The sequence below is a fragment of the Streptomyces indicus genome (assembly GCF_900100315.1).
Lineage (GTDB): Bacteria > Actinomycetota > Actinomycetes > Streptomycetales > Streptomycetaceae > Streptomyces > Streptomyces indicus.
Genome location: NZ_FNFF01000007.1, coordinates 84,184 through 98,379, shown reverse-complemented (window position 1 = coordinate 98,379; position 14,196 = coordinate 84,184). Strand labels below are relative to the sequence as shown.

Annotated in this window: 11 protein-coding genes; 6 read left to right on the top strand and 5 right to left on the bottom strand. The window is 70.7% G+C overall.

What is annotated here, in order from left to right:
- Positions 1–41 precede the first annotated feature (41 nt).
- The 3 genes from BLT97_RS18865 to BLT97_RS18855 all read right to left on the bottom strand — a co-directional run bounded on the left by BLT97_RS18865 (position 42) and on the right by BLT97_RS18855 (position 4,568).
- A complete protein-coding gene (locus BLT97_RS18865; protein ID WP_093611724.1) occupies positions 42–1,241 on the bottom strand; it encodes a Cmx/CmrA family chloramphenicol efflux MFS transporter in 1,200 nt (399 codons plus the stop codon).
- Between the two features lie 246 nt (positions 1,242–1,487).
- Positions 1,488–3,083 (bottom strand): N-acyl-D-amino-acid deacylase family protein, encoded by a 1,596-nt coding sequence (locus BLT97_RS18860; RefSeq protein ID WP_093611722.1) that lies wholly within the window; start codon positions 3,081–3,083, stop codon positions 1,488–1,490.
- A 144-nt stretch (positions 3,084–3,227) separates the two neighbouring features.
- Positions 3,228–4,568 carry an amino acid deaminase gene (locus tag BLT97_RS18855; protein ID WP_093611720.1) on the bottom strand — a complete coding sequence of 447 codons (1,341 nt, stop codon included), beginning with the start codon at positions 4,566–4,568 and terminating at the stop codon, positions 3,228–3,230.
- Between the two features lie 138 nt (positions 4,569–4,706).
- On the opposite strand from BLT97_RS18855, the gene BLT97_RS18850 reads away from it, so the two are divergent.
- From BLT97_RS18850 to BLT97_RS18830, 5 genes are all read left to right on the top strand, one after another.
- Positions 4,707–5,768 (top strand): sugar kinase, encoded by a 1,062-nt coding sequence (locus tag BLT97_RS18850; protein WP_281251136.1) that lies wholly within the window; start codon positions 4,707–4,709, stop codon positions 5,766–5,768.
- A complete protein-coding gene (locus tag BLT97_RS18845) occupies positions 5,765–6,514 on the top strand; it encodes an IclR family transcriptional regulator (RefSeq protein ID WP_093611718.1) in 750 nt (249 codons plus the stop codon). The genes BLT97_RS18850 and BLT97_RS18845 overlap by 4 nt, the downstream gene beginning before the upstream one ends.
- Before the next feature lie 52 nt (positions 6,515–6,566).
- The gene (locus tag BLT97_RS18840) at positions 6,567–6,986 is read left to right on the top strand and encodes a RidA family protein (RefSeq protein WP_093611716.1); all 420 of its coding nucleotides are present in this window, start codon (positions 6,567–6,569) and stop codon (positions 6,984–6,986) included.
- A gap of 156 nt (positions 6,987–7,142) precedes the next feature.
- Positions 7,143–8,621 (top strand): GntP family permease, encoded by a 1,479-nt coding sequence (locus BLT97_RS18835; RefSeq protein ID WP_093611714.1) that lies wholly within the window; start codon positions 7,143–7,145, stop codon positions 8,619–8,621.
- Positions 8,622–8,718: 97 nt separating this feature from the next.
- A complete protein-coding gene (locus BLT97_RS18830) occupies positions 8,719–9,090 on the top strand; it encodes a hypothetical protein (RefSeq protein ID WP_143041350.1) in 372 nt (123 codons plus the stop codon).
- 125 nt (positions 9,091–9,215) lie between these two features.
- On the opposite strand, the gene BLT97_RS18825 is transcribed toward BLT97_RS18830, so the two are convergent.
- Positions 9,216–10,556, bottom strand: coding sequence for a M14 family metallopeptidase (locus tag BLT97_RS18825; protein WP_093611710.1), 1,341 nt, complete (start codon positions 10,554–10,556; stop codon positions 9,216–9,218).
- Between the two features lie 277 nt (positions 10,557–10,833).
- Here BLT97_RS18825 and BLT97_RS18820 point away from each other — a divergent pair, with 277 nt between their 5' ends.
- On the top strand, positions 10,834–12,144 hold the full coding sequence (locus BLT97_RS18820) for an Nramp family divalent metal transporter (RefSeq protein WP_176953821.1): 1,311 nt from the start codon (positions 10,834–10,836) through the stop codon (positions 12,142–12,144).
- A gap of 124 nt (positions 12,145–12,268) precedes the next feature.
- On the opposite strand, the gene BLT97_RS18815 is transcribed toward BLT97_RS18820, so the two are convergent.
- Positions 12,269–13,924 (bottom strand): chitinase, encoded by a 1,656-nt coding sequence (locus BLT97_RS18815; protein WP_093611706.1) that lies wholly within the window; start codon positions 13,922–13,924, stop codon positions 12,269–12,271.
- Positions 13,925–14,196 lie beyond the last annotated feature (272 nt).

The following is a 14,196-nucleotide window of genomic DNA, read 5'->3' as shown; positions in this document are numbered from 1 at the left end:
ATCGCAATGCGACGGAGGGCGGGCGCGTGCGGAATCGTGGATCACGGGGTGGACGGGGCTTGGATGTACGCGGCCTCGTCCGCCGACGTGACCTCTGCCACCCTGAGCATCCACGGGGTGGCGGCGAGGGCCGCGGCGACCAGACCCGCACTCACCCACAGCGGTCCGCGCGGCCCCCACGTGAGGGCGAGGCCGCCGAGGGCCGGGCCGATGACGGCGCCCACGTTGAACGCGGCGGTGGCGTAGGCGCCGCCCAGGGTGGGGGCGGCCTCCGCCGCGTACAGGATGCGCGAGATCAGCGTGGCGCCCACGGCGAAGGAGAGGGTGCCGAGGGTGAGGGTGGCGACGGTGGTCGCCACCGGCCAGTGCGCGGTGAGGGCGAAGGCGGTCCAGGCGCAGAGCAGGGCGGCCGTGCCGCCGGCGAGCACCGTCCGCGGCCGTCCGTCCCCGAAGCGGCCCGCGAGGGTGACGCCGAGGAACGAGCCCAGGCCGAAGAGGGCGAGCAGCGCCGGGACCCAGGACTCCGCGAGGCGGGCCGCGTCGGTGATGACCGGGGCCAGATAGGTGAAGGCGCAGAACGTGGCACCGTTCACCAACGCGCCCAGGAGCAGGGTGAGTTGGAGGGAGCGGCGGCGCAGGGTGCGCAGTTCGGTGGTGACGTCGGGGGTGTGCTCGGGCGCCGGGGCGGTCGCCGCGTTCGCGGCCGGGGCCGAGCGGAGGATGGCGAGGAGGGCCGGGGCCGAGACCGCCGCCACCGCCCAGAACGCCGCGCGCCAGCCCCAGAGCTGGCCGAGCAGCGCCCCCGCCGGAACCCCGGCCACGCAGGCCAGGGTCACACCGCCGAGCAGGACGGAGGTGGCCCGGCCCTTCTGGTCCGGGCGGACGAGCGTGACGGCGGTGGCGAGGGCGACCGCCAGGAAGCCGGCGTTCGCCAGGGCGCCCAGGACGCGCATGGCGAGCAGCACGGCGAAGCTGCCGGTCAGGGCGCCGGCGACATGGACCGCGAGGAAGGCGGCCAGGAAGGCGAGCAGGGCCGCGCGGGGCGGGAAGCGGCGGGCGAGCAGCGCCATGGCGGGCGCGCCGATCACCATCCCGACCGCGAAGGCCGAGGTCAGCAGCCCGGCGTCGGAGAGCGGGACGCCGAGGTCCCGCGCGATGTCCGGGCCGAGCCCGGCGAGCATGAACTCGGAGGTGCCTTGCGCGAACACGGCAAGGCCGAGGAGGTACAGGAAAAGAGGCACAGCAGAACTCCGCAGCACACGGTGGCCGTACGCGAAGGGCGCGTACGGCTGGTGAATGAGGACCGTGGAACGGCAGGCCGGCAGCAGGCGGCACCCCGCGCGCAGAGGCGGGGCGGATCGACGCGAGCAGCCACCGGGGAGCCGGTGGCTAGAGTCTGGAGGCCTCGGGGCTGGACATGGACCGCAGGGTAATCAGCGCCTGCGGTCCCTGTCCAAGGAGTTAGAGGTTGTGCCGCTGTCGCGGAGTCACGCGGCGGTGCGCCGCACCGAACGGCCCGCGAGCACGTCTGTCCGCTTGCCGTCCTCGATCACGAACCTGCCGTCGATCAGGACGTGCGGGATGCCGACGGGCAGGGTGCGCGGGGCCTCGAAGGTGGAGCCGGCCGCGACCGTGGCCGGGTCGAAGAGCACCAGGTCGGCGCGGTAGCCCTCGCGGACCAGACCGCGGTCCGCGAGGCGCAGGCGGGCGGCCGGGCGCGAGGTGAGGTGCGCGACCGTCTCCTCCAGGCTCAGGATCCCCAACTCCCGCGAGTAGCGGCCGAGATACTGCGGGAACGTGCCGTACGCGCGCGGATGCGGCTTGAAGCCCTGGAGGATGCCGTCCGAACCGCCGGTGTGCACCCGGTGCTTCATGATCAGCTGGACGTTCTCCTCGTGGCCCACGTGCTGCAGGATCGTCGAGCCCAGCTTGTCGTTGATGAGCAGCCGGCGGGCCGTGACCCAGGGCTCCTCGCCGCGCATGTCCGCCGACTGCTGGATCGTCTTGCCCACGCAGGAGGCGAGCCCGGGGTCCGAGACGCCGGAGATCTCGATGGTGTCCCACTCGATCGGCACGCCGTGGCAGCCGTCCGCGCCGATGACCTCCATGTGGTGGCGGATCTTCTCGGCCGTCTCGTCGTCCTGGAGGCGCGCGAGGATCGCCTCCGGCCCGCCCTCGCTGGCCCAGCTCGGCAGCATCGCGACGAGCGTGGTGCAGCCCGGGGTGTACGGGTAGGTGTCGAGGCTGATGTCGGCGCCGGCGTCGAGCGCGCCGTCGAGCAGGCTCAGGAGATCGGGCGCCTTGCCCTTGTTCACACCGAAGTTCATGGTGGCGTGGGCGAGATGGAGCGCGCAGCCGGCCTCGCGGGTGAGGTTCACCATCTCCGCGTACGCCTGCAAGGCCCCGGCACCGTAACTGCGGTGGTGCGGGCAGTAGTAGCCGTCGTAGCGGGCCACGACCTTGCACAGCTCTGCGAGTTCGGAGTCCTTGGCGTACATGCCGGGCGTGTACGTGAGCCCGGAGGACATGCCGACCGCGCCCTGCTCCATGCCCTCGGCGACCAACTGCCGCATCCGGTCCATCTCTTGGGGCGTGGCCTCGCGGTCCTCCCAGCCGACGGCGTACATCCGGACGGTGCCCTGGGGGATCAGGTACGCCGCGTTGACGGCGATGCCCTGCCGGTCGAGGCGGTCCAGGTACTCGCCGACCGTCCGCCAGTCGAAGTCGATGTCGGAGCCGTCGCCGTTCCAGCCGGTGATGGCCTTGCGGACCTCGGCGAGGGTGCGGTCGTCGACGGGCGCGTACGAGAGGCCGTCCTGGCCCAGGACTTCGAGGGTGACGCCCTGGGCGGCCTTCGCGCTGTGGTCGGGGTCGCGGAGGAGGGCGAGGTCGCTGTGGGCGTGCATGTCGATGAAGCCGGGGGCGAGGGCGAGGCCGTCGGCGTCGAGGGTTCTCGCACCGGTGGGGCGCGGGCCCTCGGTGCGGATCTCGGCGATCCGCCCGTCCGTTATGCCGACGTCGGCGGTGTACGAGTCCTCGCCCGAGCCGTCGATGACGCGGGCGTTGCGGATGACCAGGTCCATGGGTGCCTTCACTTTCAGCCCGTCCGGCGTTTGAGGACAATCCGGCCGGAGGTCGGATGCGGGGCCCGGGGGCAGAGCCCCCGGTTTCGGGAAGGGGCGGGGCGGGGAGAAGAGCCCGCCGCAGGCGCCCCTGGCCGGGCGCGGCTAGAAGTACGTGCGGATGAACTCGACGACCGTGCCGTCCGCCTCGACCACCGGGATCAGCTGCCACTTGTCGAACGACGTGCACGGGTGCGACAGGCCCATCCCGACCCAGTCGCCCACCGACAGCGCGCCCTCCGACTCCGTGCGCAGCCACGTGTGCTGGTCCGACAGGCCCGTCACCGTGACCCCTTCGGCCGGGCGGACCGAGCCGTCCTCCGACCGCACCACCTGCGCGAACGGCAGATCGAGGTCGTACGCCGCATCCCGCTTGCCCGCGTTCGCGAACGCCTGCGACGGCGTGGGCCGGGACATCACCTGGGCCCACAGCCGGAACGCCGGCTGGAGCGCACCCTCCTGCGGCACCCGGTTGAACGGGGTCAGATGCCGGTAATGGCCGTCGTCGTGCGAGACGTACGCCCCCGAGCGCAGCAGCTTCAGGACCGGCGCCGACAGCTCCGGGATCTCCGCGAACACCGTGGCCACCGCGTCGAACCAGGCCGAGCCGCCGGCGCTGACCACGATCTCGTCGAGCCCGGAGAAGAACCCGGACTTGTCGAACTCGACGGCCAGGGCGACGAGCCGGCGCAGCCACGCCTCCACGGACTCCAGGGAGGCGTCCGGCACTTCGCCCTCGTAGCCCGCGACGCCGACGAGGCGCAGCGTGTCGGCGGCGGACACCGCGAGCGCCACCTCGGTGCACTCGGCCTCGGTGCGCACGCCGGTGCGCGCACCCTCGCCGGCGCCGAGCTCGACCACCACGTCCACGGGGCGGGTCGCGCCGGCCGCGGCGAGTGCCGAGTGCATCAGCTGTACGCCGCGTACGGAGTCCACGTAGCAGATGAAGCGGAAGGAGGGGTCGGCCGCGAGCTCGGCCGCGATGTAGGCGAGGCCCGCCGGGTCCACGATCTCGTTGGCGACGAAGATCCGCCGCACCCCGAAGGCGCGCGCGACGCGGGTCTGGTGCGGGTTGGCGAGCGTGATGCCCCAGGCGCCGTGCTCCTCCTGGCGCGCGAACAGCTGCGGGGCCATCGAGGTCTTGCCGTGCGGCGCGAAGGCGAGTCCGTGGCGCTCGGAGTACGACTCCATCAGGCGCAGGTTGTGCTCCAGGCGCTCGGCGGAGAGGGCGAGGACCGGGGTGGTGAAGCCGCCGGTGAAGAGGTTGCGGCGCTCGGCGGCCAGTTCGCCGACGGTCAGGCCCTCGGCGTTCGGCGGCAGCCCCTTGAAGCGGAAGTCGATCCGCTCCTCGGCCAGGGACGCGACCGTGTGCTGCCCGGCCGGGGTCCCCGCGCTCGCTCCGGCGTCCGTTCCGACCGCTTCTCCGACCACCTTGTCGGCTGCCATGGAACCCTCCTCCTAGCCCGTTGCATTCTCTGCAACGGTCATTGCGTAGTGCGCTTACCTCTGTCTAACATCCGTGCCAACACCGGGTCAACGCCCCCTACGACCGCCCCCGCAGCAGCACCCGCAGAAGGAGCCGACGTGCCCCACCCGAACGTGTCCGACCCCGAAGCCGCCGCCGGAGCCCCGCGCTTCGACGTCGCCTGCCTCGGCGAGTCCATGGTCACGTTCCGGCCGACGGGGCCCGGGCGCCTCGCCGACGTGCCCTCGTTCGATCGCGGGATCGGAGGCGCCGAGTCCAACGTGGCCTGCACGCTCGCGCGCGCCGGGCACTCCGCGCGCTGGGTCGGCCGGGTCGGCGCGGACGGCTTCGGCGAGTACCTCACGCGCGAGATCGCCGCCTGCGGCGTGGACACCTCCGCGGTGCGCGCGGACGCCGGGCGCCCGACCGGGATCTATTTCCGTACGGCAGGGGACCGGGCCACCGACGCGCACGAGGTCGCGTACTACCGCGCCGGGAGCGCCGCCTCGGCGATGTCCGTCGCGAACATGGACCTCGACGCTCTGCGCTCCGCGCGTATCGTGCACCTGTCGGGCATCACCGCCGCGCTGTCCGCGGACTGCCTCGGGCTGCTGCGTGAGCTGACCGCGCCGCGCCCCGGCCGCCCGCTGGTCTCGTTCGACGTCAACTACCGTCCGGGGCTGTGGAGTTCGCCGGCGGACGCGCGCGTACTGCTGGAGCTGGCGCGCGGCGCGGACCTCGTGTTCGTGGGCGAGGACGAGGCCGAGGAGGCCTGGGGCCTGACGGGCGGACCGGCCGCGATCCGCGCCACGCTGCCGGAGCCGGCCACGCTCGTCGTCAAGCAGGGGGCGCTGGGCGCCGCCGTCCGGGGCGAGGACGCCCCGGACGGTGTGCACGAGCCCGCCCCCGCCGTCGAGGTCGTCGCAGCCGTCGGCGCCGGCGACGCCTTCGCCGCCGGCTTCCTCTCCGCCACCCTGCGCGGACTGCCCGCCGCGCAGCGCCTGAGGCACGGCCACCTCTGGGCCGCCGCCGCCCTCACCGTCCCCGGCGACATGGCCGAGCCCCCCGGCCGCGCCCAAGCCGACCGCCTTGCCGCACTCCCCGACGCGGAGTGGGGCACACTGCGCCTCGGCCCCGGCTGGACCATGTCCGGGGTGAATGGGGAGGTAGTCACGAAATGAGCCAGACCGTCGACCGCGCGCTGAGCATCCTTCCGCTGCTCGCCGAAGGGCCCGCCGACCTCGGGCAGGTCGCCGAGCGCCTGGACGTGCACAAGTCCACCGCGCTGCGCCTGCTCCGCACGCTGCACGAGCACGGCCTGGTCTACCGCCAGTCCGACCAGCGCTACCGCCTGGGCGCCCGCCTCTTCGCGCTCGCCCAGGAAGCCGTCGAGAACCTCGACGTGCGCGAGATCGCGCATCCGCATCTCGTCGAGCTCAACGCGAAGATCGGGCACACGGTCCACCTCGCGGTGTACGAGGAGAACGAGGTCCTCTACATCGACAAGGTCGAGAGCCGCTACCCGGTGCGGATGTACTCCCGGATCGGAAAGCCCGTGGCCATCACGGTGGCCGCGGTCGCCAAGCTGCTGCTCGCCGACCTGTCCGAGCCGGAGCGGCGCGCCGTCGCCGAGAAGCTCGACTACCCCCGGTACACGCCCCGTTCGACCCCCGACGCGGCCGCGTTCCTCAAGGAACTGGAGACCGTACGCGAACAGGGCTGGGCCACCGACCTCGGTGGCCACGAGGAGTCCATCAACTGCATCGGCGCCCCCATCCGGGGCGCGGACGGCCGCGTCGTGGCCGCGATGTCGGTGTCGGCGCCCAGCGTGGTCGTCACCGCCGAGGAACTCCTCACGCTGCTCCCGCTCGTCCGCCGCACCGCGGAGGCGATCAGCCGCGAGTACTCCGGTCACGCCCCCTCGTAGACCGGCCGCCCGGACCCACCACCCCCAACACCCCACACAGCAAGGAAAGTTCATGTCCCAGAACACCGAGAAGATCCAGCTCACCCCGGCCACCCACACCGCCCCGCCCGCGAAGTTCTCGCACGGCGTCAAGAAGGGCAACATCCTCCAGGTCGCCGGCCAGGTCGGCTTCCTGCCGGCCGAGGAGGGCAAGGCCCCCACCCCCGCGGGACCGACCCTGCGCGAGCAGACCCTCCAGACCTTCGCCAACGTCAAGGCGATCCTCGAAGAGGGCGGCGCCACCTGGGACGACGTGATGATGATGCGCGTCTACCTCACGGACGTGGACCACTTCGCGGAGATGAACGAGATCTACAACGCCTACTTCGAGGAGCAGGGCCTCAAGGCACCGGCCGCCGCGCGCACCACCGTGTACGTGGGCCTGCCCAAGGGGCTGCTCATCGAGATCGACGCGCTCGCCGTCCTCGGCTGACCGGCCGGGCCGCGCCGAACGCGCCGGGAAACACCGCACGTTGCCGTTAGTTCCGCTCACCCGCGGCACGGCGCACCTCCCCGTGGATGCGCCGTGCCGTGCTCAGCCCTGCCCTGAACCACTGCAACACCAGCACAGAACAATGGAGTTCCTCCCATGTTGCTCGCCGCGTCCCCCGCCCCACCCGAGACACCGCATACCGGCGGTCTGCTGAGCCTCATAGGCGGCACCGGCGGTCTCCTGACCGTCGCCGTCCTCGGGATCGCCCTGCTGCTCTTCCTGATCATCAAGGTCAGACTTCAGCCGTTCGTCGCCCTGCTCGCCGTCTCCATCGCCGTCGGCCTGTCGGCCGGCCTGAGCGTCACCGAGCTCTTCGGCACCGTGCAGCGCAACGACCAGGGCATCGTCTCGATGATCGAGACCGGGATGGGCGGCATCCTGGGCCACGTCACGATCATCATCGGCCTCGGCACCATGCTCGGCGCGATCCTCGAAGTCTCCGGCGGCGCCGAGGTGTTGTCGAAGCGGCTGCTCGGCCTCTTCGGCGAGAAGCGCGCCCCGCTCGCCATGGGTATGACCGGTCTCATCTTCGGCATCCCGGTCTTCTTCGACGTCGGCATCTTCGTCCTCGCGCCGATCGTCTACGCCGCCGCCAAGCGCTCCGGCAAGTCGATCCTGCTCTACGCGATGCCGCTGCTCGCGGGTCTGTCCATGACCCACGCGTTCCTGCCCCCGCACCCCGGCCCCGTGGCCGCCGCCGGCATGTTCGACGTCTCGCTCGGCTGGGTCATCATCATGGGCATCGTGGTCGGCATCCCCGCGGTCCTCGCCGCCTGGGTCTACTCGGCCTGGATCGGAAAGCGGATCTTCGTCCCCGTACCGCAGGACATGCTGGAAGCGGCCGAGGAGGCCAGGACGGCCGTGGCCGCCGAGCAGCGCGCGGCCGGGGTCACCCCGCCCGAGCAGCCCGTCTCCCTCGGCACGGTGCTCACCATCATCGGTACGCCGCTGCTCCTGATCCTCGCCGCGACCTTCTCCTCCATCGCGCTCGACGAGTCCACGCTGCGCTCGGTCATCGAGTTCTTCGGCCACCCGTTCGTGGCCCTGACCATCGCGCTGCTCATGGCGTACTACCTGCTCGGCATCCGCCGCGGCTGGTCCCGCAAGTCGCTCGAAACCGTCTCGACGGCGTCCCTCAAGCCGGTCGGCAACATCCTGCTCGTGGTCGGCGCAGGTGGTGTGTTCGGCGCGGTCCTCAAGGGCTCCGGCATCGCCGACGCCCTCGCCGAGACCTTCGACGACATGGGCCTGCCGATCATCGTCCTGGCCTACCTGATCTCGCTGGTCCTGCGCGTGGCCCAGGGCTCGGCCACGGTCGCGATCGTGGCCACGGCCGGCATCGTGGTCCCGCTGGTCGCGGACGGCAACCACTCGCAGGCCTTCCTGGCCCTGGTCATCATGGCCATCTCGGCCGGCTCGATCTTCGCCTCGCACGTCAACGACGGCGGCTTCTGGATCGTGGCCAAGTACTTCGGCATCTCCGAGCGCGACACCCTGAAGTCCTGGACGGTCCTGGAATCGGTCCTGTCGGTGGCGGGCTTCGCGGTGGCGGCGCTGCTGAGTCTGTTCGTCTAGCGGGTCTGTTTCGGGTACGGGGCCGAGTCCCCGCATGCCTGGCAGACGAGCGCCCCCGGTCTACTGCGACCGGGGGCGCTCACGCACAATGGGCGTCATGTCGACCCCAGGCTTCGGCCCGCCGCCCGGCGACTTCCCGCCGCCGCCCGCGTACGCGCCCCAGGTACCGCAACCCGTCCCGGCCGGGCCGGAGTTCGTGGCCTTCGACAAGAACAACGCGCTCGTCATCGACCCCGAGGGCGTCTCCTTCGACATCGGCGGCCAGGTCGCCGACTTCCCGTGGCAGCAGCTCACGCAGCTGCACTACACGGCCCAGGGCGTGTACCTGCGGGTGGGCATCACGCACGCCGCGGGCTGGTTCCAGGAGTGCGTGATCCACGCGAAGAAGCAGCAGAAGCTGATCCAGTGGCTCACGGAACTGGGCCCGGTAGCGGCGCACTACCAGGCCCAGCTCGCTCAGCGGTCCTGAACAGGTGCTCCTGACGGAGCCGGGGCCGTGGGGGCTCCGGGGGCGTCAGCCCCCGGAAACACCCCCGCCGCGGAGCGGCGGAGCAGCCCGGCCGTGCGGGCCGCGGTGCCCACGGACCCGCGAAGTCAGGCTGCGCAGTACTGCGCCTCCTTCCCGATGGACCGGTACATGCAGTCCGCGTTCTCCAGCAGTTGCAGCACCGCGTCCCGGTTGCGCGAGGTCTCCCGTTCGATCACCTCGTCGGGCGGGTAGAAGCCGCCGCCGCCCGCCGAGGACGGGTACATCTCGAAGGTGTAGTGGAAGATCTTCTGCGACCCCCACATCCAGTCACCGATCGACCCGTCCGTGATGTACAGGTCACTGGACTGCTGCGGTGTGTACCCGTTGGAGGCCGCCAGCTTGCGGCCCACCGTCGCGTGCGCGTTGCGGTCGTCCGCCGTGAGACCCGTCGCGGTGTCGCTGTACGTGTAGCCGTACGGCCACAGCACCAGCTCGCTGTAGGTGTGGAAGTCGATGGACGCCTTGATCTGCTGCTTGCCGCCGATCACCCGGCTGCGCACGAAGTTCGCGACCACCTTGGTCTCGGGCGCCGACTCGGCCGACGGACCGCGGTACGTCTCCGATGAGGTGGAGCCGGAGGAGCCGCCGCAGCAGCCCCAGCGGTAGGCCCAGTTGCGGTTGAGGTCCGTACCGACGTACGAGGAACCGGAGTTGGGCTGCCGGTTCTTGCGCCACGAGCGGTACGAGCCGCTGGCGATGTCGTACTCGCCGCCGTCCGGGTTCACGTCCGGGATGATCCAGATCTCTCGGCCGTTGACCATGTTGGTGACCCGCGAGTCGGCTCCGTACCCGGTGCCGAGCTCCCGGATGAGGTAGAGCGCCATCTCGACGGTCAGGTGCTCGCGCGCGTGCTGGTGGTGCGTGAAGAGCACCTCGGGCTCGGCCTCGTCGCTCGCCACGTTGTCGCTGATCTTGATGGCCGTGATGTCCCGGCCCTGGTACGTCTTGCCGATCACGCGCTTGCTCATGATCGAGGGGTACGCCGCGATGCGCTGGTCGATCTCCGCGTTCATCTCGGCGAAGTTGTGGTAGCGCGAGTCGGCCGGCGGGAAGTCCAGCGGCTTCACGTCCGCGCCCGCCAGGCGCTCCGGCGTGACGCCGAGCGGCTCCAACTCATAGCCTTGCGCGCGCAGTTGCTTGGCCTGGGCGGAGCTCGCCGTGACCACGACGGTGTGCCCGTCGCTCTCGTCCACGGAGACCCCGGACTGCGCGATCTTCGTGACGGCGGCCCGGTCGAGCTTGTTGCTGTGCACGTGGATCTCGTACTGCTGGCGGCTCTCCTCCTGCGCGGCCGCCTTCGCCCGCGCCTCGTCGGGCGAGGCGTCGGCCGTCAACGGGGCGGCGAGGGCGAGGGCCACGACGGCCGCGAGGGCCGCCGTTCTCTTTCCGCGTATGCGTAGGCGCATGACATCTCCTGAGCAGTGGTGGGGGTGGCTCATGGCGACGCGAGTACGGCGGTGCGGTGTCAGGTGCTGTGCAGGCGTGCGTCGGATCTGATGGCAGGTGCTGTGTCCGGTGCGGTGTCCGCTATCCGGTGAGACGCGTGCGGTTGTGCGGGGTCATCGTGGGGGAGTGGCATGGCCTCGTCAATAGCGAGTCCCGCACGCCCTCTTGTGCCACGGCCGGAAAGCGCCGATGGTGACCGGTGATCTCGATCACCGGGGACGAGCGGGGAGGCTCCACATGGCCGAAACGGACGGTTCCACCACCAGCACCGCACCACGCAAATCGAGTTGGAAGTACATCGGCCCGGGCATCGTCGTCGCGGCCACCGGCGTGGGCGCCGGGGACCTCGTGGCCACGCTGATCGCGGGCAGCAGCTTCGGCTACACGCTCCTGTGGGCCGCCATCATCGGCTGCGTGGTCAAGATCGCCCTCGCGGAGGCGGCCGGCCGCTGGCATCTGTCCACGGGCCGCACCCTCTTCGACGGCTGGGCGAGCCTCGGCAAGTGGACGACCTGGTTCTTCGTCGTCTACGTGGTCATCTGGGGCTTCGTCTACGGGGCCGCCGCCATGTCCTCCTCCGGACTGCCCCTCCAGGCGCTCTTCCCGGACGCCGACATCGACCTGAAATGGTGGGCCATCGCCACCGGTCTGGTCGGTCTGGTCTTCGTCTGGTTCAACAAGTACGCCGTCTTCGAGAAGGTCATGACGATCCTGGTCGGCGTCATGTTCCTGGTGACCGTCTACCTCGCGATCCGCGTCACGCCCAACCTCGGCGACGCCTTCGCGGGCCTGCTCCCGGTCGTGCCCGACGCGAAGGACTCCGTCCTCAACACCCTCGGCCTGATCGGCGGCGTCGGCGGCACCATCACGCTCGCCGCGTACGGCTACTGGGTGAACGCCAAGGGCTGGACCAACTCCGGCTGGATGAAGGTGATGCGCCTGGACAACCGGGTCGCCTACATCACCACCGGCATCTTCGTCATCGCGATGCTCTTCGTCGGCGCCGAGCTCCTGCACTCCGCGAACGTGGCGATCGCCTCGGGCGACAAGGGCCTGCTCCAGCTCTCCGAGATCCTGGAGCTGGAGTACGGCGAGGCCACCGCCAAGCTCTTCCTCGTCGGCTTCTTCGCCACCTCGTTCACCTCGCTGATCGGCGTGTGGCACGGCGTCAGCCTGATGTTCGCGGACTTCGCGGCGCGCATGCGCGGCGGCTCGGGCGGGTCCACGGGCGCCGAGGTGGCCTCGGGCAGCCGCGAGAAGTCCCCGGCGTTCCGCGCGTATCTGCTGTGGCTGACCTTCCCGCCGATGATCCTGCTCTTCGTCGACCAGCCCTTCCGCCTGATCATCATCTACGGAGTCCTGGGCGCTGCCTTCATGCCCTTCCTCGCCCTGACCCTGATCTGGCTGCTCAACTCCTCCCGTACACCTGCCGAATGGCGCAACCGCCCGGCCGGAGCCAGCAACATCATGCTCCTGATCGCGGGCCTGCTCTTCCTCGTCCTCGCGATCAAGCAGATCTGGGACATGGACTGGGCGAACTTCTTCTAGCGCCGGGGAGGGCCCGGCGGACATCCCGGAGCCCCGTCCTGCCGGGGGAGCGGCAGGACGGGGCTCCAAGGTTCCCGTGGGGGTCAGGGCGTTACGGGGATCGGGATGTCACGGGAGGGGTGCGTTACGGAAGGTTGTGCACGTGCGGCCCCACCGCGTTCGACCACGCGTTGCCCGCCGTGGCGTCCCAGTTGGTGGACCAGGTCATCGCGCCCCGCAGCGACGGGTACGTGCGCGAGGGCTTGAAGGAGCCGCAGGACGTGCCGCGAGTGAGGCAGTCGAGCGCCGCGTTCACCACCGACGGGGAGACGTAGCCGGAGCCCGCGCCCCGGGTCGAGGCGGGCAGCCCGAGGCCGACCTGGGACGGGGCGAGGCCGCCCTCCAGCTGGATGCAGGCCAGGGCCGTCAGGAAGTCCACCGAGCCCTGCGAGTAGACCTTGCCGTCGCAGCCCAGCATCGAACCGCTGTTGTAGTACTGCATGTTGACGACGGTCAGGATGTCCTTGATGTTCAGGGCCGTCTTGAAGTACTCGTTCGAGGTGGACTGCATGTCGATGGTCTGCGGCGCCATCGTGATGACCAGGCCCGGCGCCTTCTGGGACAGCGAGCGCAGCGCCTGGGTCATGTAGGTGGAGTTCAGGCCGTTCTCCAGGTCGATGTCGACCCCGTCGAAGCCGTACTCCTGCATCAGCGCGTACACCGAGTTCGCGAAGTTCGTGGCCGAGGCCGCGGAGTTGACCGCGACCGTGCCCTTCTCGCCGCCGACCGAGATGATCACCGACTTGCCGGCCGCCTGCTTGGCCGCCACGTCCGCCTTGAACTGCGCGTCCGTGTAGCCGCCGAGCCCGGCCGAGTCGAGCGTGAAGTCCACCGCGCCCGGCGTCGAGGTCGCGTCGGCGAAGGCCACGGCGATGATGTCGTACTGCGCCTGCACGTCCGAGAGCTTCTGCACGGCCGCGCCGTTGTTGAAGTTCTGCCAGTACCCGGTCACCGCGTGCGCCGGCACATCGCCGCCGCCCCCGCCGCCGGTGGTCGCGGTCCGCCCGTTCACCGAGGCCGTACGCGGCGACTCACCCGCCGCGTTGGTCGCGGTCACCTGGAAGGTGTACGAGGTGTCGGCGGCCAGGCCCGTCACGGTGGCCGAACTCCCGCTCACCGACTGCACCTTGGTGCCGTCGCGGTACACGTTGTAGCCGGTCGCGTTCGCCACCGGGTTCCACGCGAGCGAGACGGACGAGGAGGTCGTGCCGGAGACCGTGAGGCCCGCGGGCGCCACCGGCACCACCGGGTCGGGGTCGCCGCCCCCGCCGCCGTCGGGCCCGACCACGGAGACGTCGTCGACCAGGTAGGGCTGCTGCCCGTACCAGCCGTGCGTGTAGACCGTCACAGAGGTCGTGTTGGCGCCGGTCTTGAAGGAGGTCTTCAGCTCCTTCCAGGCGGCGGAGTCGGGGGTCCAGGTGGACACGTCCGTCGTCCCGGTGCCGCTCGCGCCGAGGTAGGCGTATCCGCCCTGCACCCAGGCGCTCAGCTGGTACGTGGAGTTGGGCTGCACGGCCACCGTCTGGCTGCACCGCGCGTGGTCCTGCCCGGCCGGGGTGGCCTTCAGGGCGGCCGCGCCGCCGTGCACGGGGGAGGAGACGGTGGACCCGGCCGTACAGGTCCAGTTGGCGAGGCCGCTCTCGAAGCCGGCGTTCTTCGCCACGTTCACATCGGCGGCCTGTGCGCTGCCGGTGAGACCACCGACCACGAGCGCGCCGCCGGCCGCGGCGGCCAAGAGCATGCGTCCTACGGAGCCCACAACGTGCCTCCTGGAGAAGTGAGGGGGGTGAGGAAGACGTGACGGTGGCCACCGCTCGGTACTGCCGCGCAATCTGGTCCAGACCATTCAGGTTGTCAAGACCTCTGGAACTTCCAACTCCCTTTGTGTGGAACAGACTTGGGCGACGCGGGCGGACACGGGCGGAGAACTTCACTGTGAGTCGATCAAGTTCTCACCAGGAGTTACGTCGATCCAGTGTTGAGCTGGGCATGACCTGGATATGGTGCTGATGC

Excerpts from the sequence above, each read along its gene's own strand:
- BLT97_RS18860 (WP_093611722.1), bottom strand. The coding sequence starts at position 3,083 with ATGGACCTGGTCATCCGCAACGCCCGCGTCATCGACGGCTCGGGCGAG.
- BLT97_RS18835 (WP_093611714.1), top strand. The coding sequence starts at position 7,143 with ATGTTGCTCGCCGCGTCCCCCGCCCCACCCGAGACACCGCATACCGGC.
- BLT97_RS18825 (WP_093611710.1), bottom strand. The coding sequence starts at position 10,556 with ATGCGCCTACGCATACGCGGAAAGAGAACGGCGGCCCTCGCGGCCGTC.
- BLT97_RS18820 (WP_176953821.1), top strand. The coding sequence starts at position 10,834 with ATGGCCGAAACGGACGGTTCCACCACCAGCACCGCACCACGCAAATCG.
- BLT97_RS18815 (WP_093611706.1), bottom strand. The coding sequence starts at position 13,924 with ATGCTCTTGGCCGCCGCGGCCGGCGGCGCGCTCGTGGTCGGTGGTCTC.
- BLT97_RS18830 (WP_143041350.1), top strand. The coding sequence starts at position 8,719 with ATGTCGACCCCAGGCTTCGGCCCGCCGCCCGGCGACTTCCCGCCGCCG.
- BLT97_RS18840 (WP_093611716.1), top strand. The coding sequence starts at position 6,567 with ATGTCCCAGAACACCGAGAAGATCCAGCTCACCCCGGCCACCCACACC.
- BLT97_RS18855 (WP_093611720.1), bottom strand. The coding sequence starts at position 4,568 with ATGGCAGCCGACAAGGTGGTCGGAGAAGCGGTCGGAACGGACGCCGGA.
- BLT97_RS18845 (WP_093611718.1), top strand. The coding sequence starts at position 5,765 with ATGAGCCAGACCGTCGACCGCGCGCTGAGCATCCTTCCGCTGCTCGCC.